Source organism: Neolewinella agarilytica, assembly GCF_900110645.1.
In the GTDB taxonomy this organism is placed as follows: domain Bacteria; phylum Bacteroidota; class Bacteroidia; order Chitinophagales; family Saprospiraceae; genus Neolewinella; species Neolewinella agarilytica.
The window spans coordinates 50,819-76,659 of record NZ_FOFB01000024.1; the positions used below are offsets into that span (position 1 = coordinate 50,819).

Here is a 25,841-nt window from a genome sequence, read left to right on the forward strand (position 1 = left end):
GAAGGCAAGTTTTGCGAATGATTGCCCGTTGACGTACTATATTGCGCCAACTGACTATGAATTCATCCTTGAGTCCCATCGCCATTTTAGGCATCATTGCGGCGTACTTTGCGTTGCTGATCCTGATTTCCTGGCTAACCAGCCGTGACGATAGTGACAACTCCTCCTTCTTTTTGGGTGGGCGCAAATCGCCCTGGCCACTGGTGGCTTTCGGTATGGTGGGGGCAAGCCTTTCCGGGGTAACATTTATTAGTGTTCCGGGGGCCGTTGGTGCGGGGGGAACTAATCAGGCCTTTAGCTATATGCAGGTGGTCTTTGGCTATTTGCTGGGCTATCTCTTCATCGCTACGGTTCTTTTGCCACTGTATTACCGGCTGGGGCTTACGAGTATTTATCAATACCTCAAGGAAAGGATTGGGCCAAAGGCTTACAAAGTCGGCGCCTTTTATTTTCTGCTATCCCGGACAATCCAGGCCTCTTTTCGCCTGTTCCTGGTGGCCATTGTTCTGCAAAATTTCGTGACCGGGCCGATGGGCGTACCCTTCGGAGTTACCGTAGCTATTACTATTCTGTTGATCTGGGTCTATACCTTTAAGGGAGGGATTAAGACCATCGTCTACACAGACACCTTGCAAACAGTCTGTATGTTGCTGGCGGCTGGTCTGACGGTCTACTACATTGGGGATGCGCTGGAAACGAACCTTAGTGGAATGGTGGCGCTTATCGAAAACAGTAACTACGGACAGATTTTCTTCTTTGAAGGAGGCTGGACGGACCCCAATAATTTCTGGAAACAGTTCTTTAGCGGAGCCTTAATCACGATTGTGATGACTGGTCTGGATCAGGATATGATGCAGAAGAACCTGAGTATGCCCAACTTCCGGGATGCGCAAAAGAATATGGCAGCCTTTAGTATTGTGCTCATTTTTGCCAATCTTTTGTTTCTGTCTCTTGGAGCGTTGTTATACATCTACGCTACTAGTGTCGGGATTGAAATTCCCGCTGCCTCTGATCAGTTGTACCCAACGGTAGCGCTGCGGCATCTGCCTCCGGTGGCAGGTGTCATCTTTATTCTCGGGCTGGTAGCGGCGGCGTATTCGAGCGCGGATAGTGCTCTGACGGCCCTGACAACTTCGTTTTGTATCGACTTTCTGGGGATGACCGAAGAGGACAGTAACCCGGAAGATGAAGCGTTGGCAAAAGCTACCAGGCGTAAGCGTTTGCTGGTCCATGTCGGTTTTTCCGTTCTACTGTTTGCGGTAATTATGGCTTTCCGGCTGATTGATGATAAGGCGGTGATTAATAGTCTCTTCAAGGCCGCGGGCTACACCTACGGACCGCTGCTTGGACTTTTTGCCTTTGGCTTGTTTACGCGCCTGCGGGTGCGGGAGACCATTCAGTTGGGGAGCTTCCAAGTACCTGCGCTATTGTTGGTCTGTCTTTTAGCGCCGATTATCTCCATGGTCGTTGATGCTTATTCGGCAGAATTGCTGCGAGGCTTCCAGTTTGGGTTTCTGATATTAGCGTTTAATGGTCTGCTTACTTTCCTTGGTCTGGTGGCTTTGAGCGACTTTAGTGACCTGAGTAATCCGATGACAGAAGAAGAGCGTTCTGCTTAGCCATCGGGCTTTGGATGACAATCTCAATCGCTACACCGGATTTGTAAGTGTATCTTGCGCGCCCTAACCGAAAAAAGCAAAAACTATGAGCCAAATCCGAGCGGCCATAACGGGAGTTCACGGCTATGTGCCCGACTACGTACTGACCAATGAAGAACTGGCCACCATCGTCGATACGAACGACGAGTGGATTACTTCCCGTACAGGAATAAAGACGCGGCACATCCTGAAGGGAGAGGAGCAGGGTACGTCCGTTATGGTCATCGAGGCCATAAAGGGCCTTTTAGAGAAAACCAATACCCGGCCGGAAGATGTTGAAGTAGTGATCTGTGCTACCGTAACGGGGGATAGTATTTTCCCGGACACTGCCAATATAGCAGCCTACCATACGGGCTTAGTGAATGCCTTCGGCTTTGATCTTAATGCCGCATGCAGTGGTTTTTTGTACGCACTGACCGTAGGCGCCAAAATGGTGGAAGGTGGTACACATAAGAAAGTGATTGTGGTGGGAGCGGACAAGATGTCGTCCATCATTGATTATACGGACCGCACTACCTGTGTCATCTTCGGAGACGGAGGCGGAGCAGTGATGCTGGAACCAACGACGGAAGACGTAGGGATTATCGATTATCAACATCACGGCGACGGAAGTGGAGAGAAATATCTCTACCTGGTGGCTGGTGGATCCCGCAAACCTGCAACTGTTGATTCTGTGATGGCCCGGGAGCACTTTGTTCGGCAAAATGGCCGCCCTGTGTTTAAAGCAGCGGTGACGGGCATGAGTGACGTCGTCATGAAAGTGATGGCCCGCAATAACCTGGATGCGGAAAATCTGAACTGGCTGGTTCCTCATCAGGCTAATGTTCGAATCATTCAAACGGTCAGTAAAATGGCCAACTTTCCGATGGAGAAAGTAATGATCAACATTCAGAATTACGGTAATACTACTGCTGGTACTATTCCGCTCTGCCTCTGGGATTACGAATCACAGCTCCGTAAAGGAGACAACTTGGTTTTGACGGCCTTCGGCGGAGGTTTTACCTGGGGAGCGCTGTACCTGAAGTGGGCTTACGATGGAGAGTAGCCGAATTGACGAACACAACGCCGCCTTTCTGGTTTAAGAGGATATGCCAGCCAAAGATCCAGAAAAAGGGAAGGGTTTAACAAGAGAGAGTCTCAAGAAAAGCGGACTTTTAGAGCAGTATGTACTTGGGTTAACTACCCGGGAGCAGAACCGTATTCTCAAAGCTTTCCTGGCAGATAACCCTGATGCCCAGGAGGATGTAGCGGCGCTCAGAGAAGAGCTGGGAAACTATATGGATGGCTACAATCTGGGGCCACCGGATGCGGAACGGGAAGTTCGAACTTCCGAAGATTTTCTGGACCTGGATCATGAGATGATTCTGGAGATGACAGAAAGAAATCACTCACTGACCATCTGGCGCTACGTCTTAGGAGCCTTATGTCTCCTGTTGGTGGCATTGAGCGGTTACCTGTTCCGTCTTAGCGAAAATACGAAGGCTGCCCTGCTACAGGAAAAAGCCCGGCATGCACAAGACGATATGAGCCATCGCCTGAAGGTGGAAAACCTGGAGGACGCTGTATTGGACTGGTCAGGCCTGCAAACAGTAACTACTTACGTTGGAGAGGGGTTTATTCAGCTTCACTACTCCCCGGATGACGATCGGATGATTTTGGATCTTTCCCACCTGAATGTAGGGAAGAGGATAAACGAAAAGTCTTACCACATTTATGTGATGGACGGTGAAGATAGCAGGCACGTATTGGAAATTTTGCCGGCGGATGAGCATTCCCTACATGCCCTTAAGGTTGCAGGAACGCAACTGCAGGTGTACAGCGGAGAAAAGGAAGCCGAAGACCATAACCTCGTAGCTGAAATTTCTCTTCCCTGAGTTAAATCAGACCTAAGGCCAATGTTGTCTTTAGGTTCACTTTGGGTTAATTTTCCCGTCCTGCTTGGTTATTTGCCAACAAAGAGGTTTATTTATGGTCTATTTCCATGAGCAACTTTGTCACAACTTTTCTAACATTTAATCTACTTACCATTATGACACTGTTGTACGTTATTCTGTTAGCTTGTGCTATCGGAGGTGGGATGAGTCTTTCATCCGCTCTTCTTGACGGCGCTCGCTATTATTAAACAGGAAGCTTTTTCGGATTAGCCTGACTACCTGAATTTAAACCAACACTTAATATTATTCCCAACACATCCAGTTATAGAAAATAAGGTCAGGCACCAGATTTCTTCCCCCTTAACGGCCACTCGTTTTACAACGAGTGGCCGTTTTTACTACGGATAAGAGCAGTATATTTGGGTCTAGTCCTATGCAACCATTAATCCCACCCTTCATACAGCAAAAAATACTGGCCGAGGAGTATTCTGGTCAGCTGGATGCGTTTACGTTGAACGTAGATTTATCGGGTTTTACCTTAATCACGGAGTCTTTGATGAAGGAAGGCCTGAGTGGTGCTGAAAGACTCTCTCACGTCCTCAATGAAGTTTTTGAGCCACTGGTGGCCTTGGTGTATTCACGTGGAGGCTTTATTCCTTATTTCGCTGGCGATGCTTTTACGGCAGTTTTTCCAATGCCGCTGGATCGGCGTCACGCTTTTCATCTGTTGCAGACCGCTGATCTGGCGCGTAAAATTTTTGAAGGTAGAGACAACCAATTCGGAGACAATTACACCATTGGCGTGAAAGTTGGCCTCGCGGCCGGGCAGGTGGATTTTGGGATTATTGGCGAAACGCTGAAGGGCTTTTATTTCAGAGGTAAAGCTATCGATCAGGCTGCTTTTTGTCAATCACGGGCAAAGCAACAGGAGATCGTCATGGACGATGTGATGAATACGCTTCTGGAAGGTAGAAAGGTTCTTTCCGAGAACGTCACGGAAGGGGCTTATCGCGTAATTGGAGAATTGCCGCCGGATACGGCTCAGTTAGAAGTCAAAGCACTCCAATTGCCTACCATCAGCCCAGAAGTAGCCATCGGGTTCCTCCCGCCAGAGGTGGTTCGCTATGATCAGGTTGGCGAATTCCGAACAGTAGCCTCCGTTTTCCTTTCTTTTGAAGCCGTACACACGCACGAAGAATTGGATCAGTTTGCGACAGTAGTGCTCAATCAGGTTCATGATTTTGGTGGCTACTTTAAAGAGATTGACTATGGTGACAAAGGATCGCTGATGGTCATTTTCTTTGGCGCTCCGGTATCTTATGAGAACAATACCGTTCGTGCACTGGAATTTGCCCTAACGGCACAGGCAGAATTAGAATCACTGAAAGAAAAGACCAAGCAGGACTTTCGCTTCCGTTTCGGCCTTACCGTTGGAATGGCCTTTACGGGCTTTGTCGGGGGGAAAGAACGCGTTCAGTATGCCTGTGTTGGTAACCGGGTTAACCTTGCCGCCAGGATTATGTCTTCCGCCGATTGGCAGGATATTCTGGTAGACGAAGAACTTTCTCAGGTACCTCACTTTCGATTTGAGCTGAGGGGGAACACCCATTACAAAGGTATTCAGGCAGCGGTGCCGACTTTTGCTCTAAACGGTAGACGACAGTCGCTGGGTAAGCCGAATTACGGAGGGGAGCTTATTGGAAGAGAAGAAGAAACGAAGCAAATAATTGAGTTTGCCGAGCCCATTTTTCATCAGAAAAGAGCCGGCATCGCTTACGTTTTAGGAGAGGCCGGTATCGGTAAAAGCCGACTGACCTATGAAGTCCGCCGGCAACTTAATCAGAAGCAAGCGGTCAATTGGTTGTTAGCTAGTGCAGACCAAATTCTTCGTAAGCCATTTAACCCCTTTGTATACCTGTTGCAACGAATGTTTCGGCAGAGCATTGATCTGGGAGGGAGCCAAAACCGGCGGAGGTTTCAGTTTCGCTTAAGTCAGATAAGACAAAGCCTGCGAAAAATTGACAGCGAGCAAAGCATTGCTATTCTGAAAGAACTGGACCGGACGGAGTCTGTCCTTGCCGCTTTATTGGGCATAGCCATGGAACGGTCTTTGTGGTCTCAACTGGACGCCCAGGGCCGCTATCAGAACACTATTGACGCCTTAGTCAATTTACTGTTGGCGGAGTGCGTCTTGCAGCCCACTATTCTGGAGTTGGAGGATATCCACTGGATCGATGACGATAGCATTACGGTAGTGGCGGAGTTGGTAAAACAAACCCGAAATTTACCCCTGCTGATCATTGCCACCTCCAGGGCCGATGACGACGGTAAGTACTCTGCCATTGTCAATCAGGAAGCGGCGAAAGAGATTGGGCTGGAAAGTATCAAAATAGAAATTTTTCCACTCAGCGAAGAAGCTGTTCGCCGGATGGCTGAAGCAACGCTTAACGCACCTATCGCCGACGATTGCCTCGAAACATTATTACGGGCAACGAACAGTAACCCTTTTTATCTGGAACAAATTCTGGAGTATTTCAGGGAAAATGAACTCCTGGAGCCGGACGAAGAGGGCATCTTAAATCTAACGGACGAGAGCATCAAGCTTTCCACCAGTATATCCTCTATCCTGACGGCCCGGATCGATCGCCTCTCCGATCTGGTTCGGGAAACAGTAAAAGCGGCTGCCGTAATTGGGAGGGAATTCGACGTTCCCGTACTGACAGAAGTTATGCGGGAAGACACCGGAACGGATACAACCGAAGAAATGATACTGCTGCTACGGGAACAGATTGAAACAGCAGAAAGAGGACAGATATGGAGTGCCATGAATGAGTTGCGCTACATATTCCGTCATAGCCTCTTACGGGAAGCAGTATACGGAATGCAGCTCACCACCAGGCTGCAACAACTGCATTTGCAGATTGCCCACGCTATCGAGAAGCTTTATTCAGACAATATCGAAGAGCGGTATATCGATCTTGCCTTTCACTACGAACACGCGGGAGAAAAGGAAAATACGATTGAGTATTTGAGCAAGGCGGCTAACTATGCCCGGGCAAATTTCCAGAATCAGCAAGCGTTGGATCTCTACGAACGCCTGATTGAAAAATTCACCAGCCAGCCCGATCAGGATGTAACCGTCAACACCCACATCAACCGGGGCAAGGTGTTGGAAATCGTGGGCCGTTGGGAGGATGCCCAGTCTGCCTACGAAGAAGCCCAACTCATCGCTAAATCCAGTAGGGATATTCTCTTACTAGGGCGAACGAACAATCACCTCGGCCGCCTACACACCTTCAAAGGGGAGTATGATAAGGCGATGGAGTATTTGAGGGTGGCTGCGAGCCTTTTTGAGTCCGTTGACGATATGTTCGGCATCGCTAAAGCCTACAGTAATATGGGCCATCTATACTTCCGGACGGCACATTACCATGATGCATTGACATATTATGCCAAATCCCTGGACCATGGCTTCAGTCGGGCAGGTACATCAAGCGCTGCGGAAACGATTAGTCATCTCGGGCTTACGCATATGAACCTGGGGAATTACCCGGAAGCCATCAAGGTCGTTAAAGAACAAATTCCTCTGCACGAGGAAAATCAGGACAGTATGGGGCTGGCCAGTCTGCACACGAATCTCGGCATCATTTACTTTGAAAGTGGTGATTACGACCGGGCGATGGAGCACCATTATGCAGGCTTGGAACTGGCGAAAGAGCTGGGTAATAAACGGCTTCAGGCAATTGGTCTGGGTAGCCTTGGCAGTGTTTTTGAGCGGCAGGGGAAGTTTGAAAAGGCGGCTGAGCTGTTCACCAGGGATTTACAAATTTGCCATGAACTGGGAGATAGACAAGGCATCGCCGTTACCGAAGGATTGATCGGTGACATCAAGAGTGTAATGGGAGAGTTCACCGTCGCCATCCAGCATTTGGACCGTAGCCTGAGCATCAGCCGGGAGCTCGGTTACCGGAAAGGAGTGGCAAAAGCAGTCAATACCCTGGGAGACATCTATTACCTCCAGAAGCAACACGATATCTCCTTGATGTACTACGACCAGGCCATTGAGATTGCCCGAAGTACGAACAACCGCCTGGTGCTGGCCTCCAGCCTGGAAGAAAAAGGACGGGTACTGCTGGCCGATGGCCAGCTCGATCAGCTGAAAGTCATCGAGGAAGAAGCCATCTCTATCGCCGAAGAACTCGGGAATCCGGAACTATTAAACGGAGCCCGGATGCTCCGCGCCTGTGCCCTGGCCGCCTATGATCCCGCCAACGTTGAAACGTCCCTGTTACTTGTTGATGAAGTGTTGGCGGAAGCTGAACTCAGCAATGAGCAGCGGGCGGAAGCTTATCTGGTCCGCTACCGACTGAGCGGAGGTATCGATGAAGACGCCAGAAAGCGTGCACTCGAAGAGTACGAACGCATCTATGAACAGACACCGAAGTTCATCTATGCGCACAATATCTCTTTACTACAAAAGCCAGGAGACGATGTGCTTAAACATCGCCTCCTGCCAAGTTAGTCTTCTTAGACACGCTATTAATTCTGTCCGGTAATGCGTAAGGCATCCGGTACACTGATACGGACACCATCTTGCTTCGCTACCACAAAAGCATCCTTTACGCCCATTACTTTCAGGCGGTCTCTTAGCTTCGCCGCACTGGCGTAAGTCCGGAACTGACTAACAACAAACTTTTGCAGCCCGTTCTGTTCTTGCAGCTCCAGCGCATTTCCCGTAGAAAGGTCAGAGTTGACCGTGTTCTTGGCAAAAGCACCAAGCTGAACCTGAAAAATCACTCCGGACACGACCACATTCTCATCCGTGTCCAGGCGATCGTTTGGGCCGGCGGAAGGCCTGTTGGCTGCCGCAGCCTGTGCCTGCGCCAGCTGCTGCCGCAGCTGATCATTAGCCTGTTGTTCACTGGCCAGATTATTGCGCAGGGCATTGAGGTCTTGCTCCGTTGAGCCACTCTGAGAACGATATTGATTGAGCTGCTGCTGAGTGGTTACCAGTTGTTGCTCCGTTACTTCACAGTCTTCAATGAGCTGACGCAAAGCTTCCGGGTTTTTCTTGTACGTTGCGGCAAGAGCGGCGTAGTCCGTGCCGCCGGAAGCAGCCGTCGTGGCAGCATCCGTGGTTTTCTTGGAACAGCTGGTGGTGAAACACAGTAGAAGGGAGGCCAGAACTGGCAGTAAATACTTTTGCATGGGTATGGGTTGGGTTTTTGAAAAAAAACGCTCAGGTGAGCTTATAGTAAGATAACGTTTTTCCCATGCCCGGAAGTTCTAGCCTATCCCGTAGACGGATAACTTTTGCTGACGTCGGAGGCCTGAGGTCCGTATGTTACGTCTTGGCTTTAGTACGATTCCGAAGGAATCAGGCCGGTAATGATGCAGGCTTATAGGTGCAGGGCCTGCAAACGACGTCTCTTAAAGCTGTAACTCAGGTGGGGATTGACGGAATATCCCGAGCAAAAAAGCCCGTGTACCCTCCAACCCTGCTCCTCTCCCCTTGCATTGCACCTGCGGCCGCGCCCTCACTGAACTTGCCGAAAATTCCCAAAACAAAACAGGCCGCCAGAATTCCCTTCTGACGGCCTGCTTCCTGTGATAGAGCGATTGATTTACACGTCTACCTTGGCATACTTAGCGTTTTCCTCGATGAAAGCCCGGCGCGGTGGCACCTCGTCTCCCATCAACATGCTGAATACACGGTCGGCTTCGGAGTTCTCTTCGATCGTCACCTGCTGAAGCATACGCGTATCCGGGTCCATGGTGGTTTCCCAGAGCTGCTCGGCGTTCATCTCTCCAAGACCCTTGTAGCGTTGTATTTTGACGGAGCCATCCTCTTCATGACGGCTGAGACGAGCGACGGCCTCCTGGCGTTCTTCTTCATTCCAACAGTACTGGAACTGCTTTCCTCGGCGCACCTGATAGAGCGGCGGCTGTGCAATGTATACATAGCCCTCTTCCACCAGCTTGGTCATGTAGCGGAAGAAGAAAGTCAGAATCAGCGTTACGATGTGGCTGCCGTCAACGTCGGCGTCACACATGATGATAATCTTGTGATACCGTAACTTCTCCAGGTTCAGGATACGCTCACCGTACTGCCCTTCTTCAATGCGGACACCCAGTGCGGTAAACATATTCTTGATCTCCTCATTCTCGTAGATCTTGTGCTCCATCGCCTTCTCTACGTTGAGAATCTTACCGCGCAGCGGCAGGATGGCCTGGAACGTCCGGTCCCGGCCCTGCTTGGCCGTTCCACCGGCCGAGTCACCCTCCACGAGGTAAATCTCGGAGGCAGCAGCGTCTTTGCTGGAGCAATCAGCCAGCTTTCCGGGCAGTCCGCCGCCCGTCAGCACGTTTTTACGCTGGACCATCTCGCGGGCCTTGCGCGCCGCGTGGCGCGCCGTAGCGGCGATGATCACCTTGTCGATGATCCGACGGGCCTGGGTGGGGTTTTCTTCCAGCCAGTGGCCAACGGAGGCACCTACACAACGGCTTACAATGCCGGTTACTTCGCTATTGCCCAGTTCTCCTTTGGTTTGACCCTTGAACTGAGGCTCCGGGACCTTGACGGAAACAACCGCCGTAAGACCTTCCCGGAAATCTTCACCGCTGATCTTGAACTTCAGCTTCTTGAACATGCCGTTATCATCACCGTACTTCGTAAACAAGCGATTCACCGCCCGGCGGAAACCGTTGACGTGGGTGCCGCCCTCACGGGTTTTAATGTTGTTTACGAAGGAGTAGACGTTCTCCTGGTAAGTCGTGTTGTATTGCATGGCCACCTCCACTTCTACGTTGTCTTCTTTTGACTTTACGTAGATCGGAGATTCAATCAGGTCAGGCTTGCCCTCGTCGAGGTACTGTACCATCTCGGCCAGACCACCTTCACTGAAGAAATCTCTGCGGAGGAAGCTACCGTCTTCTTCTTTCTTGCGCTCGTCAGTGATGCTGAGCTTCAGCCCGCTGTTCAGGAAGGCAAGCTCCTGCATCCGGGTGGCGAGGGTCTCAAAATTGTAGACGGTCGTGTCGAAGATCGTAGCGTCCGGCGTGTAGGTAATCGTAGTTCCGGTATGATCCGTATCACCAACGACGTGTACTTCGTTCTGGGGTTTACCTTCGCTGTATTCCTGTACGTGAATCTTGCCATCACGGTGTACCCGGGCTTCCAGGTAGCTGGACAGCGCGTTTACACAGGAAACACCCACCCCGTGAAGACCACCGGAAACTTTGTAGGTGTCCTTGTCGAATTTACCACCGGCGTGCAGGACGGTCATGACGACTTCAAGTGCTGACTTCTGCAGCTTCTTGTGCATACCGACGGGGATACCCCGCCCGTCATCCGTTACGGCAATTGAATTGTCGGGTTTGATCACCACGTCAATGCTGCTACAGTAGCCCGCAACGTGCTCATCGATGGAGTTATCGACTACCTCCCAAACGAGGTGGTGGAGACCTTTGCTATCCGTCCCGCCGATGTACATCCCGGGCCGTTTTCTTACCGCTTCGAGGCCTTCGAGTGCGGTAATATTATCCGCGCCGTATGTCTTGTTCGGCGACTGATTATTAGTATCTGCCATAGTCTACAAAAGTACAAAAATCATGCCGGAAAACCTAGCATTTTTAAGGCGCGGACGCAGGTGCAAAAAGAGGAACAAAAAGCAGGGTTTCCCGGCCTACGCGGGCTCTGCCCGCGACCGGCCAAAGCGGCTTCCAGCCGCGCTGTCCGTTTATTTGTTGTAGCGCGTGCGGAGCACGCTTCGGCCCGGCGCGCGCGGAGCGGCGCGTACGCCGGATCTACCAGGGATCCAACATCTCCTTATACGTCCGTACCATCGCCTCCTCCGGCGCGCCCTTTTTGTACATCCGGAATACCTTCAGGTTAGCCATCTGAACCCGGTACCAGCCGTTGACGAGGTACTTGCGGGCGGAAACGAGGAGAGGGAGGATGACCTGAAGCCTGCTTAAGTGGAAAATAACCAGTTATTGTCCCTGTTGTTATGAGTGGTTTTCAATAACATTCTAAAATGATAATGTGGGCTACTTCAAATTTTTATTACTTTTAATAAGAGCAAAGACTCTGGCATAATTTTTTCAATTAATGAAGACACTATCTTACAGGCATCTGTTTTTACCACCAATATATTTGCTGTGCTCAACTTTTATTTTTGGGCAGGTCTTTCCTGATATATCTTTAAACCCTGTTTGGAAATTGACAACATCGGGAATATCGACAACCAATGAAATTAGAATTTCTGTCGGAGAAGCAGATGTTGTAATTGACAATCAAATCTGGACTGAATTGTTCGAAGAGTCGTTTTTTACAATCGGAATGCTTGAAGACTCGGTCAGAAGTTCGGCCGGCTTTTATAAAGTTTTTGGGAGTCGTGTCCGTTATTTAGACACCATAACTAAAGCGTCAGGATTGATCTATGATTTTTCGCTTTTAAAAGGAGATACAAGTTATGTTTTACCTCCAAATAACTTCCCGATAGATTCAATGCAAATTGTTGTTGAAAATATAGACACGGTTTATTGTAATAACGGAAGGCCACGAAAAGAAATGTTAATTAAAATAACTGAACCGGGATTTCCTCAATATCGCATGATTTGGAAGGAGGGGGTCGGAAGAGTTGCTCATCCTATACTTCCAATCAGTTGTTTAGGCCCTGATTGTGATATTATTTATAACGCTAATATTTTAACGGTAAATAATACAACTATTGATTTAATGTCTGGAAATGATTGCTTAGTTTCAGTCCGTTCATCTCCAGGCATTAGTACTACGAAGATAAGTACGTTTCCTAATCCAGTTAGATCACAATATTTATTTGCCCGATCAAGTATGTTCGAATCTAAAGAGGTAGATTTTACTTTGATTAGTATTATGGGGAGAGAATATGCTTTGACCAATCTTATCAAAATTGATCCACTTACCTATAGAATTGACATTGATAAATCAATAGATAGTCAATTTTATATTCTAAGGGCCACAAGCAGTGGGACAATAATAGGTTTACAGAAGCTGAAAATTGAGTGATAATTGAAAAGGCCACATTAGAAGCCCGTATACACCAGGCCTACCAGGGATCCAACATCTCCTTATACGTCCGCACCATCGCCTCCTCCGGCGCGCCCTTTTTGTACATCCGGAATACCTTCAGGTTAGCCATCTGAACCCGGTACCAGCCGTTGACGCGGTACTTACGGGCGGAGACAAGGATTGATCGGGGCATCACCCGAAACTTAAAATCACTCGCCCAGGTGCGTTGGATGATGTCGTAGTCTTCCATGATCTTCATGTCCCGGAAGCCTCCTAGGCTTTGAAAGGCTTTGGTGGTCAGGTAAAGTGACTGGTCTCCGCCCCGGCAGGCCAGGCCCTTGAATCGGGTGCAGTAGGCATTGATGGATAATAAGGGGTGGAACATATCGAATTTGAAGCGGTAGCAGCCCACTTCATAGCCCCTTTCCACGCTTGTTTTGATGTCCTGATAAAAGCCTTTTGGCGGGCGGGTGTCGGCGTGTACGAAATAGACGACGTCGAATAGTTCCTGGTCCGTTGCGGCGGCTTGGTTCATTTGTTGGGCGCGACCGCAGCGGTCGCAGCGCAGGTGGCGTACGCCGGGGGTAGCAGCAATAGCCGCTTCGATATCGTCGTCGCTGCCGCCATCGGCAACGGTAATGCGGCAGTCATCAGTAAGTTCTGACTGCAACAGCGGGAGTAGTTCGCGGAGGTTGTCCGCCTCGTTAATAACCGGAGTAATAATGTGTAAACGCATAAAAAGCTTGAATCAGCAAAGTTGCCGGAAGGTACGAAACTACGCTTCCGGCGGTTTTAGGTTTAGCCCAATTTGTAATATCCCGACTTCAGGTAAGCGCCTTCCGGGAAGCCGATGGGGTGATCCGCGTCATGAAAGGTTTTCTCCAGGAGCTGATGTTTTCTTCCGGAGGCGACGATGGAGCTTTCCACGACCCGGAAAAAGTCTTCAGCGGCTACCCGTGCGGAGCAGGAGGCGGCCAGTAAAATGCCGCCACGGGCAACCAGCGGAATCGCCAGTGTATTGATGCGGCGGTAGGCGGTCAAAGCGCCAGGGATTTCTTTGTCGCGCTTGGCAAAGCTCGGCGGATCAACGATGACGATGTCATACGTTTTTCCTTCCCGGGCGAGACGCTCCAGGGCAGTGAAGGCATCTTCGGCCAGGGTGTGGTGGCGGCCGGCGGCGGACGCTCCAAAATTCAGGGAGACGTTGTCTTTAGCTTGTTCGAGAGCGGGGGCGCTGATGTCGAGGCTGGTTACGGCGGCAGCGCCGCCGCCCAGGGCATGCACACTGAAGCCACCGGCGTAGCTGAAAACGTCAAGTACGGTTTTGCCCGCAGCGAGCTCGCCTACCCGCCGGCGGTTCTCCCGGTGATCGAGGAAAAAGCCCGTCTTGTGGCCGTGCACGACGTTAGCGTGGAAGCGCAGCCCGTGCTCCCGGAAGGTGATATCGGCTGAGGGGAGGTCGCCGTGTAGAATTTGCCCTTCGCTGAGGTCAAAAGCTTTCGCTGCTTTTTCGGTATTGCGGGAGAGGCGGAGGACGAGGGCGGTGGCTTGCGCCGCCGCCACAATGCTCGGCAGCAATACCTCCAGCCAGGGAAACCAGACGGGGGAATACAGCTTGAGCACGGCCACGCCGGCGTAGACATCCACTACGAGGCCGGGGAAGCCGTCGTTTTCTCCATGAATCAGGCGGTACCCATCGGTGTCGGTGGCCAGCAATGCGCTTCTGACTTTCTTTGCATCCTGCGTCCGCGCCCGAAAAAAATCCGCATCGATCTTTGCCGGACTTCCCTGGTGTAAAACCCGAATCCGAATCGGTGAATCCGGATCATACAGCCCGACGCCAATGAATTTATTCTTCTTGAAGCTGAAGATAACCGCCAGGTCACCGGCCTTCCCTTCGCCCTTTATTTTCTGGATGGCCCCGTCAAAAATCCACGGATGGCCGGCACGCAGGGCGCGTTCGCCGGCGGCGGTGAGGGTAACGGGGAGTTTGGATATTTGATGCTTGATGCCTTGTTTGATTTAGCGGCCAATACGGAGTGTAGCGAAATCTACCTGCGCCCGCGCAAAATCTTCCGGAATACCGATGTCCAGAAAATAGCCTTCGTCGATCAGCCCGTGCAGCGGGAACTGGTCGACCATATTGGTGAAAAAGTCTGTTTCGAGGGAAAATTTTCCACTCAGGCCGGCCTGCTTGAAAACATCCCTTTGCAGCAAATACACTCCGCCGTTTATCAGGCCTTCCTCCACGGGTTCTTTTTCATGGAAAGCAGTGATGCGTCCGTTTTCATTAATCTCCACGCGTCCGTATCGCTGAAAATTTTTCATCGGGTGCAGAGCCAGAGTGGCCAGGGCGCCGGAGCGCTGGTGCAGGGCTTGTTGAGCGGCGATGTCGGACAGGAAAAGGGAGTCTCCGTTGGTAACCAGCACGGTGTCGGACTCCGTAAAATCCAGCGCATTGGCAATACCACCACCGGTGCCCAGGGGGCTTTCTTCCAGGGCGTATTGAATAGGACGCCCCTGGTAATCTGCGCCAAAATGCTCTTCGATCTGTAAGGCCCGGTAGCCCACCGAAAACACGAAGCGCTCGATGCCGCTACCAATGAGGTGATCTAATAAATATTCCAGAAACGGCCGCCCGTTGATGGAGGCGAGTGCTTTAGGTTTGTCGTCAACGACGCTACGAAGACGGGTGCCGAAACCTCCGGCAAGGATGATGGCCTCTTTCATTTAGCGGGGGAATAAACGGGCTTCCACAATTTCGCAAATAGTGTGGCCCATGATCATGTGGCACTCCTGGATGCGGGGAGTATCCGTGTCGGGTACGGCTAAGAGGTAGTCGCAGATGGCGCCCATCTTGCCGCCCGTTTTGCCGGTAAAGCCTACCGTGATCATGCCGTTGGTGTTGGCCTGCTCGATGGCTTTGACGACATTGGTCGAGTTGCCGGAAGTGGACAGCGCGACCAGCACGTCGTTCTCCTGCCCAATGGCGGTGATCCAGCGGGAGTAGATCTCATCGTAAGAGTAGTCGTTAGCCACCGCCGTGATGTAACTGGTGTTAACGTGAAGGGCCTCGGCGAATAGCGGCGGACGATCATAGTAGTAGCGGCCCGATAATTCAGCGGAGAGATGCTGAGCGTCGGCGGCGGAGCCGCCGTTGCCACAGAAGAATACTTTCCCTTTATTCCGGTAACACTCAATGATGACGTCCGAAATTTTGCTGACCAGGCTAATCATCTCCTCGTCCGCTAACAACCGCTGTTTGAGCGCGATGGAGTTCTGAAGGTTAAGTCTGACGGTTGCTAACTGGTCCATGAAAAGAGGCCTTTGTCCACAAAGGTATAAGGTTGGACGTGAACATTGATGGCATCGAGTGCTTCGATGACGTCGTAGCGGCTGTTTCCCGGGCAAAAGAAGATCATGTAGCCTCCACCACCGGCTCCGGAAATTTTGCCGCCGGTAGCACCGGCCCCGATGGCCGTCTCGTAAATAGCATCGATGAAAGGACTGGATATTCCCTTGGCAATCATCCGTTTGGCTTCCCAGCCGCGAGCCAGAATGGGACCGATTTTTTCGACATCGTTTTTCAACAACGACTCTTTCATCTCAAAAGCCTGAGCCTTGAGCCGCTGGGTGGCGTCCAACGCGGAGGCATTCTCTTCTTTAATGTTTTCCTGCTGTTGCTCAATGATGTTCGCACTTTCCCGGGTGGTTTGGGTGTACAGCAGGAGTAAATGAAGATTGAGGCTCTCCAGAATCTCTTCCCGGATACGTAGTGGATTAACGATAACCCGATTGTCAGCATAAAACTCCATGAAGTTGACGCCGCCGAAAATGGCAGCATACTGATCCTGCTTTCCTCCGGCCATACCCAGGTCTACCCGTTCGATGTCGTAGGCCAGCTGCGCCACGTCGTATTCTCCCAGCGGAAGCTTGAGCCACTCAACGAAAGCACCAAGCACGGCCGTCAAAAGCGTGGACGAGGTGCCCAGCCCGGAGCCGGAGCTTACGTCAATGGAGGTAACGAGCTCAAAGCCCTGTCCTTTACCGCCCAGATAATCTTTGACAATACGGTTGTAGACGCCTTTTTGCAGTTTTAGCGGCCCTTCATCGGGGTCTAAGAAATGGCTGACGGTTAGCTCGAGGTGTTCGTCCCGGTCAATGGACTTGAGGATGATGCGGTCGTCCTCCCGGGGGGTGAGGGAGGCACGCGCGTAAAGGCTTACGGTTGCGTTCAGGATGGCTCCTCCATAGAGGTCGGAGAAGGGGCTGACGTCCGTTCCACCACCGGCCAGGCCAATTCTTAAGGGAGCTTTGCTGTGGTAAGTGGGCATCCTATTTATTTTGTTCTGTCTTCAATTGTTGGCGTAATGCCAGAAGTTTGTTGACCATGATTTCCCAGCCATATTTCTTCTTTTCTTCCCGGATCATGCCGGCCATCGCGTCGCGGTCCGTGGCATCGAAATAACGGAAAATGGCTTCCGCAATGGCAGATGGTTCTGGAGGAACGACGTAGCCCACCTTTCCGTCCGGGCACATCTCTGCCAACCCGCCTACATCAGTAACGATCATTGGCTTTTCGAAGTGAAAGGCGATCTGGGTTACCCCGCTTTGGGTGGCGGTTTTATAGGGTTGCACCAGCAGGTCACAGGCGCTGAAGTAGGTGGCCACGTCACTGTCCTGAATGAAGTGGTCCGCCAGCAGGATGTCTTCGGCCAGACCATGTTTTTCAATCAGGGCGTCATAGGGCGTGCGGTCGGCGTAGAATTCGCCGGCGACGATGAGTTTGATGTTTCGGCTCCGGAAGCGCTGATCAGCATAAGCTTCCAGCAGGAGGTCAAGGCCTTTATAATCCCGGATAAGGCCAAAAAACAAGAGGTACTGATTAGCAGGATCCAGACCTAGTTTTTCCAGGGCTGCAGACCGGTCTACAGATTGTCCGAAATTGTCAAACAGGGGATGTGGAGAATAAACAGATGGCTTGTTGCCCACAAAACCCTTTAAGTCGTTCATCACCGCCTGAGACATGGCAATGAAACCCTGAACCGGCCCGACGAAGTACTTGGCGAAGACCCGGTCTCCGGGCCTGGATTCATGCGGAATGATGTTATCAATGATCGAGATGACCGTCGTCTTGGGGTTCCGGCGTACCCGGCGCAAAATGGTGCCGAAGCAAGGCCCCATGAAGGGGAGCCAGAATTTAACCAACACGAGGTCATAGTCGGCTTTGCGAATCTGATTACCTACGGACCACCAATTGAAGGGATTGATGGAGTTGACGAGTGGAATGATCCGGATTCCCTTCGGGGCGGGCTCTTCCGAATATTGGGTCTTCCCCGGGAAGAGAATATTCGGGTACTGCAACGTAAAAGTGAACAGGTCGGCCTCATGCCCCTGGTCGACGAACTCGCGAATGAGTCTTTCGTTATAGGATGCCAACCCTCCCCGAAAGGGGTGAGCCGTGCCGATCAATGCTACTTTCATGCCGCGAAGATAGTCTTATGACGCGCTCTTACTTAATTGTCGCTGATGATAACCGGCAGTGACTTCTCTTTTACCGGAGCTTTAGGGCCAATTTTCTCCAGCAGGAAATTGGTCATCTTGGTGTACAGATGCAGACGGGTGGGGCCACCATAAATACCGTGGTTTCGGTTCGGGTAAAAGTAAGTGTCGAACTGCTTATTGTTCATGATCAGCGCGTTGGCCATCTCGGCGGTATGCTGGAAGTGGACATTGTCGTCCCCCATGCCATGGACCAGCAGCAGGTCTCCCTTCAGGCGGTCGGCGTAGTGGATCGGGCTGTTCTTATCGTAGCCGTCTGTGTTCTCCGCGTAGGTGCGCATGTAGCGTTCGGTATAGATGCTGTCATACCACTTCCAGTTGGTAACCGGAGCGACGGAGATGGCCGCAGCAAAAACATCACTTCCCTGCAGAATACAGTGAAGCGCCATAAAGCCACCGTAGGACCAGCCGAAAATGCCGATGCGGTCGGCGTCAATAAAGTCTTTTGCTCCCAGGTATTTGGCGGCCGCTATCTGGTCCTCTGTCTCCTGCTTACCCAGCGTCAGGTAAGTTTGTTTTTTCATCTCTTCGCCCCGGGCTCCGGTTCCCCGGTTATCGACTACGGCGATAACGAAGCCCCGCTGGGCCAGCATCTGGAACCAGATCATGTTTTGTCCGCGCCAGTTATCCATTACCTGCTGGCTGCCCGGGCCACCGTAGACGTGCATCAATACCGGATGCTCGCGCTTAGGGTCCATATTGGCGGGCTTGATCATGTAACCATTCAGCGTGGTGCCTTCCTCGGTTTTGAAGTCAAAGAACTCGACATTCTGGAAACCATAGGTTTTCATTTTCGTTTTCAGCTCCATATTGTCGATGATCTGCCGGACGGGCTGCCCCTTGCCGTCCATCACCGTCACCGTAGTGGGGGAGTTAATGGTGGAATGGCTGAGTACGAAGTAATCATAAGTGTCAGAGAACTGGGCGGAGCTGACACCCGGCTGCCCGGCCAGTGGCCGGGGCAGGTCACGGCCCTTCAGGCTCTTGACGTATACCTCGCGGCGCATGGGGCTTTCCTTCGCCGCCTGGAAGTAGATCTGCCCGTCATGAAGACCATAAAAATCGGTTACTTCCCAGTCTCCGCTGGTGATCTGCTGCTTGTTGCCATCCTTAATGTCGTAGAGGTAGACATGGTTGAAGCCGCTCTGCTCACTGGTCCAGATAAATTGCTTTCCTCCTTCCAGAAAGGTAAGATTGTCGTGTGCGTCGATGTAATACTTACTCGATTCGGTGAGAAGCGTACGTTGGTTGCCCTTGTCGAGATCGAAGAGCAGCAGTTCCAGCTCACTTTGGTGGCGGTTCATCCGCTGGGCGGTGAGCTGATCACCTGCTGTGGTCCACTGCACACGGGGGATGTAGTGCCACTTATCCTCCGGGCTGTTATTGACGGTCAACAGGTCCATTGTTTTATGGCCGTCAATGGCGAAAGCATGCAGACTTACGATACTGTTCTCCTCTCCTACTTTCGGATATTTGAAGGTGTTGTACTCAGGGTACATATCGTTGTGGAAATCGGTATAGGTGAACTCTTTTACCTCCGTTTCGTCAAACTTCAGGTAAGCAAGGTAGCTTCCGTCGGGGCTCCAGTGAATAGCTTTGGCGAAGGAAAATTCTTCTTCGTAAACCCAGTCGGCTGCACCGTTAATGATCTTGTTGGTCGCTCCGTCGGTAGTTACCTGCGTCATTTTTCCGTCGCTCAGTTCTTTGATCCAGATGTTGTTGTCTACCACGAAGGCTACCCGCTGCCCCGTGGGGTCGAGCGTGGCCAGGCGATGTTTCTTTTCGGCAAATACCGGCGTCAGCACTTTCGTCTTGCGGTCATAGACGTAAAAAAAGGACTGAGAACTGCGGCGGAACAATTGCTCTGATTCGCTGCTTAACAGGATCTTGGATTCATCAGAGCTGAAGGTGTAGTTGTCAATTTCCTGTTCCAGCTCACTCCCGTCAACCAGTACGTCGGTCCGGTTGCCTGTCTTCAGATCGTATTGCACTACCTGATTATTCTCCAGCCGGGTGAAGGATCGCCCGTCCTGAAGGAAGTTGAATCCGCTCACGGATTGTCCGTAGAAGGAATAGGTTTGCCAGATGTCTTCCAAAGAAATGGCTTTGGTTTGGGCAAAGGCGGAGCCGCTGAGAACAAGGAGGAAGAAGAGTACGAAATGGCGCATTGGTCGCAATTTGTTAGGAATAGTGCGCCATAATAACGCACGGGAGGCGAAAAAGTGTTGGGAAGAGAAGCTTAGGTCGCCTCCCTGGCTTACCTGGCCAACTAATGAGCGAGGGCTTGACTATTGGGTTGGTCTGGCGCGGGACCGCAGGTGCAATGGGTAGCCCTGTGAAAGCAATGAAAGTCGCTGCCGCTGACAAAGGCACGACAGTTAAGCCGGAAATATGCCCTTTGCGCTTTCGCCACGCCGACACATCTGAATTTCTGATTAGTATCGGAATGTGTCCAGCCTGTATTTTTAACGTCTTACGTACTGAGTATCTGAGTGCTACGCACTCTGAAGTTTAGTTGTCCCTATGAATTGTCTGCGAGCCATTTGCGGCGCGGGGCTGTTTCTTGTCGTTTTTTCTCTTACCGGGCAGGTTTTGCCGGGTGATCATTATTTGGCGACGGACATAGCCAACGACGTCTTTTACCTGCCGAAGAAAACGGATCGTTACTTCAGTAGTGGGCTGGCAGTGGAGTATGGTGACCGCTCGCTGGTTAAGGCTGCCGTTGGCAGCAATGGCCTGGCTACCTTAAGGCAGTACTGGCGGTTACAACAAAACATCTATACGCCGGAGGATATTCAATCTACCAGCTTAGTAGCCGGAGACCGCCCCTTCGCCAGCTACCTGGTCTTGAGCCGGGGCAAAGATTTTTTTGATGAAAGCCTGGGCTTTCGCCTGGAAAGAGAGTGGACCGCAGGCGTCTTGGGCAAATACTCCTTCGGCGGGCAGATGCAGAATGCTTTTCATGACATGGTTGAGTTTGCGGAGCGCATCCCCGGCTGGAAGTACGAAGTAAAACCAGACGCAATCATCAACTATCGGCTACGTCTTACGCGAAGGCTGAGCTATGGCCGCAGGCTCCAGCTCAACCCCCGGGCAGAAACCCGGTTGGGAAGCCTCCACACAGATGTTTCGGCGGGGCTGATGGCTAATCTTACGGTCATTGACCTGAGCGCCGATCGGCAGCTGGGGATAGCACTTTCGGGCGATGCCCGCCTTGTAGGCTACGATGCCACCTTGAGCGGAGGCTTGTTAAACCGGGATGATCGCTACCGGGGAGTTGTTATTCCCCGCCGACTGGTTGGCAGCGGAAGCCTCGATGTTTTTCTGGATTATGAGGGCTGGCAGCTACGGGGCGGCATTACGACCCAGAGTACTGATTTTGAAGGCGGCCAGCCTCACGTCTGGGCCTGGTTTGGTCTACGCACCGGGGGCAGGAAATAAAGATTCAGACACGCTCTAAGCCCCTTAAGCTTCCTCGCCTGGCCTTTTTGGGGAACCTGTTGCTGTTTATTTCCGTTACGAATGCAATGGCACTACTGGAATTTACGGACAGAGGTATTTACTGCGCCCGGGCTGATGTTTACATCGACCCCTGGAAGCCGGTAGACCGCGCCCTCATTACCCACGGCCATGCTGACCACTCCCGCTGGGGGATGAAAGCTTATCTCTCAACCCATTCTGCCGGACCGGTGATCAAATATCGCCTCGGAGATATTCGCCTGCAGACGGTTGGCTATGGAGAGGTGACCACCATCAATGGCGTGAAGTTTAGCTTCCACCCGGCGGGTCACATCATCGGCTCGGCCCAGATTCGGGTCGAGTACAAAGGAGAAATCTGGGTGGCCAGCGGCGATTATAAACTTGAAGACGATGGATTAAGCGAAGCCTATGAGCCCGTAAAGTGCCAGCACTTCATCACGGAGTCTACTTTCGGCTTACCCGTCTATCGGTGGACGCCACAGGAGGAAGTCTTCGCGGATATTAACGACTGGTGGCGGGCCAACGCCGCTGAAGGGAAAGTATCCGTACTTACCGGTTACGCACTGGGTAAAGCTCAGCGACTGCTGCACGGGCTGGACTCCTCCATCGGCCGCATCTACACCCACGGAGCCATTGAGAATACGAATGAAGTCATCCGGGCGCAGGGCATCAAACTGCCGGATACGATCCGGGTAAGCAAAGAGATAAACAAAAAAGATTATCCGGGCCAGCTCGTCCTCTCCACCCCCGGTGCCGTTGGGCAGCCCTGGATCAAGAAATTCGGACAAATCAGCCTCGGCGCTGCCTCCGGTTGGATGACGCTGCGGGGTGCCCGCCGCCGGCGGGGCGCTGATCGTGGCTTCGTGCTCAGCGACCACTGCGACTGGCCACAGCTCCTCGAAGCTATCGATCTGACCGGCGCCGAAAACATCTACGTCACCCACGGCTATACCGCTATCTTCAGCAGACACCTGCGTACGCTCGGCCTCAATGCTGTAGAATTGGAGACGGAATACGAAGGGGAATTGGCGGAAATGGAAACAAAACAAGAAACTATGAAAGGTTAACCGCCCTGCTCCTTCTTCCTCACCCTGCACCTGCGTATGCGCTAAAAAAATCCAAGCAATCAGATAGTCAAACGGCCAAGCAGTACTATCTGATTCTTTGACGGCTTGACTATCTGACTGCTTGACTCTTTGACTCCCTGACTAAAATGCAACAATTCGCCAACCTCTTCCGCCGCCTGGACCGCACGACCAAGACCAACGCCAAGGTCGCGGCCCTGGCCGACTATTTCAGGGAAGCAGATGACCAGGACAAACTCTGGACGATGGCGCTCCTTAGTCATCGACGCCCGAAAAGAACAGTCAACTCCAAACTGCTCCGCGGCTGGGCCGCAGAACTCGCCGGCATCGATCTCTGGCTGCTGGAAGAAAGTTATCACGTAGTGGGCGATCTGGCTGAATCCATCTCGCTTGTGTTGCCGCCACCGGAACGCAGCAGCGACCGGAGTCTGTCGGAATGGATCGCCATCGTAGAGCAACTCGGCACTTACGACGAAGATGGCAAACGCGAAGCCGTAACCGATGCCTGGCGGGAACTGGACACCACGGAGCGTTATCTGTTTAACAAACTCATCACCGGTGGCTTCCGCGTCGGCGTCAGCCAGAAGCTGATGACCCGTGCCCTGAGCCAGGCCACGGAGGTCGAAGAAACCAACCTTGCCCATCGCCTGATGGGAAACTGGACGCCCCACACCACTACTTTCGATGAGCTGATCAACAGTGAATCTGCCACCGATAACATTAGCCGACCCTACCCCTTTTACCTCGCCTACCAGCTGGAGCAGGAAGCGGAAAGCCTGGGTACGCCCGATGAATGGCAGGCCGAACATAAGTGGGACGGCATCCGGGGCCAGCTCATCGTCCGCGACGGAGAACTTTTCGTCTGGAGCCGGGGAGAAGAGCTGGTGACGGACAAATACCCCGAGTACCACCCACTGGCAGAACTGCTGCCTGACGGCACCGTGATCGACGGCGAAATACTACCTTATGCTAACGGCCACCCCCTCGGCTTCAATGTGCTGCAAACCCGGATCGGGCGTAAAAAAGTCAACAAAAAACTGCTCCAGGAGGCTCCCATCGTGCTGATGGCCTATGACCTGCTGGAGGTCGGCGGGGAAGACATCCGCGCCCGGCCCATGTCCGAACGCCGCGAATTACTCGAAGAACTGCTGGAAACGCATGATACCCAGGGCATCGTTCTGCTCTCACCCATCTACGAATTTAGCGATTGGAAAGACCTGGCCGCTGAGCGGGAAACCGCCCGCGAGAAACACAGCGAAGGCATTATGCTCAAGCGCCGCAACAGTGAATATAAACAGGGCCGCAAAAAAGGAGACTGGTGGAAATGGAAGGTCGATCCGCTTACCATCGATGCCGTTCTGCTATACGCCCAGCGGGGCCACGGCCGGCGGGCTAACCTGTTCACCGATTTTACCTTCGGGGTTTGGGATGGCGACACACTCGTGCCCTTCACCAAGGCCTATTCCGGCCTCACCGACAAGGAATTTAACCGCATTACTGCCTGGGTACGCAAGAACACCATTGATCGCTTCGGGCCGGTGCGTAGCGTGAAGCCGCACCACGTTTTCGAAATCGGCTTCGAGGGCATCCGCAAATCCACCCGACATAAATCTGGTGTCGCTCTCCGCTTCCCGCGCATGCTCCGCTGGCGGGAGGATAAGCCGAAAGAAGAGGCGAATACAAAGGCGGATCTATTAGCAATGTTGGAGATGTATGGGGGAGAAGACTTGTAGCGCCGACTGAAGTCGGCGTATATTATGTCTTACGCCGACTGAAGTCGGCGCTACAAATCCCCCTCAGAAACACCCTGATTATCGCTTCCCCCTTTCAAACGCCAACACCGCCCGACCCAACTCTCCGAAAAAGGGCATCCCTGTTTCCAGGTATTCGTATTCTCCGTCGTTGAAAATCCGGTTGTTATTGACGTGGATGGTGCCGACGAGCATAAACTCCCTCCCGCTTTCCGCGTCGGTGATGTAAGCAGCATCCGTCAGATAGCCGTAGGCCCAGCCCACTTTGTTGTAGATGCGCAGGCCGTCGGGGATTTTGGTCGCTTCGGGCTGGTCGCCGTATAGCCAGAACTTGACGTAGTTGTCGGGCTTATCGTAGACCGGGCTGGCGCTTTCACGGGGGCGTTCAGACATGGCCTGGCGGAGCAGCGCGTAGTCGGCATCTGTCAGCGTAAAGCGTTGTTGTTCGGGCACCGCTTCGGGCAATACGACACGCAGCAGGATGTCGTGCAGGTTTCGGACGGAGAGGTAGTTTTTATGGCTGAAGTCAAAGGGTTCGTTGATCAGCTCGCCGTCGTTAGTGGTGTAGCCTTTGCCCCGGAACTGCCCCTTCAGGTTGGGGAGTGGATCGTAATAGCGATCGTGCCGTTCGCCGATCTGGTAGGGCACGTTGATGCCATCGACGAATTTGACCGGATTGAGCCAGGCGTGCGTCTCGGTGTTGAAGCCGCCCACACCAACGCGGTGTTGCAGCCGCCCGCCGTGGATGCCGGCACGATGCAGGGCATGGTTCATGTAGGTCGGGCCAAGAAACTCAAAGAGGCGGTTGTAGGCGTCGTTGTCGGACACCAGAAATATCTTCCGGATGTACTGCTCCAGACTCGGGTAGCCGGACACGGAAGTCGTATCCGCCGCAGCAGGCGTTTGGGGCGCGGACGCGGGTGCCGTGCCAGTACCATGGAACAGCAGGGTTTGGGGACTTAGCCCCTGAACGCCTAGCTCGTTCAACTGCTGCAGGGCGAGGATAGCCGCCGGCATTTTGACCGTGCTGGCGGGGTAAAAATACTGGCTGGTGTCCCTGGCTCCCCAGCGGTGGGTCTTTAGTCGGACGCTGCCGTCTGGCTGCCGGTCAATCTCCGTGTAGAGGACCTGGATTTCGTATTTGTCTGGTTCGGAGGCCCATGGGCCGAAGGAAGAAGCTTGTCGGCTGATAATGGTATTTAGTGGGTTGGACTGCCCGGACTGTCCATGAAGCATTACTGAAAGCAGAAATAGCAGAAAAGCGACTGATCCTTTCATAGTGAAGATTACAAGCTGAAGAAGACAGAATTATCTGTTGCAATATATACCTAAGCTAAACCACTTTGACTCAGGTATACCACAGGTTTCATTCTGCTATG

The 25,841-nt window shown here is 52.2% G+C and carries 18 protein-coding genes; 8 read left to right on the forward strand and 10 right to left on the reverse strand.

All coding sequences use genetic code 11. From position 1 onward, the window contains the following. Nucleotides 1–56 precede the first annotated feature (56 nt). From BM123_RS18530 to BM123_RS18545, 4 genes are all read left to right on the forward strand, one after another. Nucleotides 57–1,619 carry a sodium:solute symporter gene (locus BM123_RS18530; RefSeq protein WP_090171641.1) on the forward strand — a complete coding sequence of 521 codons (1,563 nt, stop codon included), beginning with the start codon at nucleotides 57–59 and terminating at the stop codon, nucleotides 1,617–1,619. Nucleotides 1,620–1,704: 85 nt separating this feature from the next. Beyond that, nucleotides 1,705–2,703, forward strand: coding sequence for a beta-ketoacyl-ACP synthase III (locus tag BM123_RS18535; protein WP_090171643.1), 999 nt, complete (start codon nucleotides 1,705–1,707; stop codon nucleotides 2,701–2,703). Between the two features lie 43 nt (nucleotides 2,704–2,746). Then, nucleotides 2,747–3,532 carry a hypothetical protein gene (locus BM123_RS18540; RefSeq protein ID WP_090171645.1) on the forward strand — a complete coding sequence of 262 codons (786 nt, stop codon included), beginning with the start codon at nucleotides 2,747–2,749 and terminating at the stop codon, nucleotides 3,530–3,532. A gap of 433 nt (nucleotides 3,533–3,965) precedes the next feature. Beyond that, the gene (locus BM123_RS18545; RefSeq protein ID WP_090171646.1) at nucleotides 3,966–8,054 is read left to right on the forward strand and encodes a tetratricopeptide repeat protein; all 4,089 of its coding nucleotides are present in this window, start codon (nucleotides 3,966–3,968) and stop codon (nucleotides 8,052–8,054) included. A gap of 17 nt (nucleotides 8,055–8,071) precedes the next feature. Here BM123_RS18545 and BM123_RS18550 read toward each other — a convergent pair whose 3' ends face one another. Both BM123_RS18550 and gyrB read right to left on the reverse strand, forming a co-directional pair. Continuing rightward, nucleotides 8,072–8,740, reverse strand: coding sequence for a hypothetical protein (locus tag BM123_RS18550; protein WP_090171648.1), 669 nt, complete (start codon nucleotides 8,738–8,740; stop codon nucleotides 8,072–8,074). A 416-nt stretch (nucleotides 8,741–9,156) separates the two neighbouring features. Beyond that, complete coding sequence (gyrB, locus tag BM123_RS18555; RefSeq protein ID WP_090171649.1) at nucleotides 9,157–11,121, reverse strand: DNA topoisomerase (ATP-hydrolyzing) subunit B; 1,965 nt, start codon at nucleotides 11,119–11,121, stop codon at nucleotides 9,157–9,159. A 521-nt stretch (nucleotides 11,122–11,642) separates the two neighbouring features. On the opposite strand from gyrB, the gene BM123_RS24050 reads away from it, so the two are divergent. Further along, nucleotides 11,643–12,581 carry a hypothetical protein gene (locus BM123_RS24050; protein WP_139211945.1) on the forward strand — a complete coding sequence of 313 codons (939 nt, stop codon included), beginning with the start codon at nucleotides 11,643–11,645 and terminating at the stop codon, nucleotides 12,579–12,581. A 40-nt stretch (nucleotides 12,582–12,621) separates the two neighbouring features. Here the strand turns inward: BM123_RS24050 and BM123_RS18565 are convergent, their stop codons facing one another. From BM123_RS18565 to BM123_RS18595, 7 genes are all read right to left on the reverse strand, one after another. Continuing rightward, nucleotides 12,622–13,320, reverse strand: a complete 699-nt coding sequence (locus BM123_RS18565) for a glycosyltransferase (RefSeq protein WP_090171653.1) — start codon at nucleotides 13,318–13,320, stop codon at nucleotides 12,622–12,624. 62 nt (nucleotides 13,321–13,382) lie between these two features. Further along, entirely contained in the window at nucleotides 13,383–14,606 is a 1,224-nt protein-coding gene (locus BM123_RS18570) for a class I SAM-dependent rRNA methyltransferase (RefSeq protein ID WP_175489460.1), read from the reverse strand. Then, nucleotides 14,607–15,314, reverse strand: coding sequence for a nucleotidyltransferase family protein (locus tag BM123_RS18575; protein ID WP_090171657.1), 708 nt, complete (start codon nucleotides 15,312–15,314; stop codon nucleotides 14,607–14,609). Beyond that, nucleotides 15,315–15,899 (reverse strand): D-sedoheptulose-7-phosphate isomerase, encoded by a 585-nt coding sequence (locus BM123_RS18580; RefSeq protein WP_090171659.1) that lies wholly within the window; start codon nucleotides 15,897–15,899, stop codon nucleotides 15,315–15,317. Further along, nucleotides 15,887–16,918: a GHMP family kinase ATP-binding protein gene (locus BM123_RS18585; protein WP_090171661.1), complete on the reverse strand. Its 1,032-nt coding sequence runs from the start codon at nucleotides 16,916–16,918 to the stop codon at nucleotides 15,887–15,889. Before BM123_RS18585 ends, BM123_RS18580 begins: the two co-directional genes overlap by 13 nt. Nucleotide 16,919: 1 nt before the next feature. Then, nucleotides 16,920–18,068: a glycosyltransferase gene (locus tag BM123_RS18590; RefSeq protein ID WP_090171663.1), complete on the reverse strand. Its 1,149-nt coding sequence runs from the start codon at nucleotides 18,066–18,068 to the stop codon at nucleotides 16,920–16,922. Nucleotides 18,069–18,100: 32 nt separating this feature from the next. Continuing rightward, complete coding sequence (locus tag BM123_RS18595; RefSeq protein ID WP_090171665.1) at nucleotides 18,101–20,314, reverse strand: S9 family peptidase; 2,214 nt, start codon at nucleotides 20,312–20,314, stop codon at nucleotides 18,101–18,103. A 355-nt stretch (nucleotides 20,315–20,669) separates the two neighbouring features. On the opposite strand from BM123_RS18595, the gene BM123_RS18600 reads away from it, so the two are divergent. The 3 genes from BM123_RS18600 (at nucleotide 20,670) to BM123_RS18610 (ending at nucleotide 24,444) form a co-directional block, all read left to right on the forward strand. Continuing rightward, nucleotides 20,670–21,587 (forward strand): lipid A-modifier LpxR family protein, encoded by a 918-nt coding sequence (locus tag BM123_RS18600; protein ID WP_090171667.1) that lies wholly within the window; start codon nucleotides 20,670–20,672, stop codon nucleotides 21,585–21,587. 86 nt (nucleotides 21,588–21,673) lie between these two features. Continuing rightward, nucleotides 21,674–22,693, forward strand: coding sequence for a ligase-associated DNA damage response exonuclease (locus BM123_RS18605; protein ID WP_090171723.1), 1,020 nt, complete (start codon nucleotides 21,674–21,676; stop codon nucleotides 22,691–22,693). 146 nt (nucleotides 22,694–22,839) lie between these two features. Further along, the gene (locus BM123_RS18610; RefSeq protein ID WP_090171669.1) at nucleotides 22,840–24,444 is read left to right on the forward strand and encodes an ATP-dependent DNA ligase; all 1,605 of its coding nucleotides are present in this window, start codon (nucleotides 22,840–22,842) and stop codon (nucleotides 24,442–24,444) included. 78 nt (nucleotides 24,445–24,522) lie between these two features. On the opposite strand, the gene BM123_RS18615 is transcribed toward BM123_RS18610, so the two are convergent. Next, nucleotides 24,523–25,740, reverse strand: a complete 1,218-nt coding sequence (locus BM123_RS18615; protein WP_090171671.1) for a serine hydrolase — start codon at nucleotides 25,738–25,740, stop codon at nucleotides 24,523–24,525. Nucleotides 25,741–25,841 lie beyond the last annotated feature (101 nt).

Coding starts and splice junctions, on each gene's coding strand:
- BM123_RS18530 (WP_090171641.1), top strand. CDS start 57: ATGAATTCATCCTTGAGTCCCATCGCCATTTTAGGCATCATTGCGGCG.
- BM123_RS18535 (WP_090171643.1), top strand. CDS start 1,705: ATGAGCCAAATCCGAGCGGCCATAACGGGAGTTCACGGCTATGTGCCC.
- BM123_RS18540 (WP_090171645.1), top strand. CDS start 2,747: ATGCCAGCCAAAGATCCAGAAAAAGGGAAGGGTTTAACAAGAGAGAGT.
- BM123_RS18545 (WP_090171646.1), top strand. CDS start 3,966: ATGCAACCATTAATCCCACCCTTCATACAGCAAAAAATACTGGCCGAG.
- BM123_RS18550 (WP_090171648.1), bottom strand. CDS start 8,740: ATGCAAAAGTATTTACTGCCAGTTCTGGCCTCCCTTCTACTGTGTTTC.
- gyrB (WP_090171649.1), bottom strand. CDS start 11,121: ATGGCAGATACTAATAATCAGTCGCCGAACAAGACATACGGCGCGGAT.
- BM123_RS24050 (WP_139211945.1), top strand. CDS start 11,643: ATGAAGACACTATCTTACAGGCATCTGTTTTTACCACCAATATATTTG.
- BM123_RS18565 (WP_090171653.1), bottom strand. CDS start 13,320: ATGCGTTTACACATTATTACTCCGGTTATTAACGAGGCGGACAACCTC.
- BM123_RS18575 (WP_090171657.1), bottom strand. CDS start 15,314: ATGAAAGAGGCCATCATCCTTGCCGGAGGTTTCGGCACCCGTCTTCGT.
- BM123_RS18580 (WP_090171659.1), bottom strand. CDS start 15,899: ATGGACCAGTTAGCAACCGTCAGACTTAACCTTCAGAACTCCATCGCG.
- BM123_RS18585 (WP_090171661.1), bottom strand. CDS start 16,918: ATGCCCACTTACCACAGCAAAGCTCCCTTAAGAATTGGCCTGGCCGGT.
- BM123_RS18590 (WP_090171663.1), bottom strand. CDS start 18,068: ATGAAAGTAGCATTGATCGGCACGGCTCACCCCTTTCGGGGAGGGTTG.
- BM123_RS18595 (WP_090171665.1), bottom strand. CDS start 20,314: ATGCGCCATTTCGTACTCTTCTTCCTCCTTGTTCTCAGCGGCTCCGCC.
- BM123_RS18600 (WP_090171667.1), top strand. CDS start 20,670: ATGAATTGTCTGCGAGCCATTTGCGGCGCGGGGCTGTTTCTTGTCGTT.
- BM123_RS18605 (WP_090171723.1), top strand. CDS start 21,674: ATGGCACTACTGGAATTTACGGACAGAGGTATTTACTGCGCCCGGGCT.
- BM123_RS18610 (WP_090171669.1), top strand. CDS start 22,840: ATGCAACAATTCGCCAACCTCTTCCGCCGCCTGGACCGCACGACCAAG.
- BM123_RS18615 (WP_090171671.1), bottom strand. CDS start 25,740: ATGAAAGGATCAGTCGCTTTTCTGCTATTTCTGCTTTCAGTAATGCTT.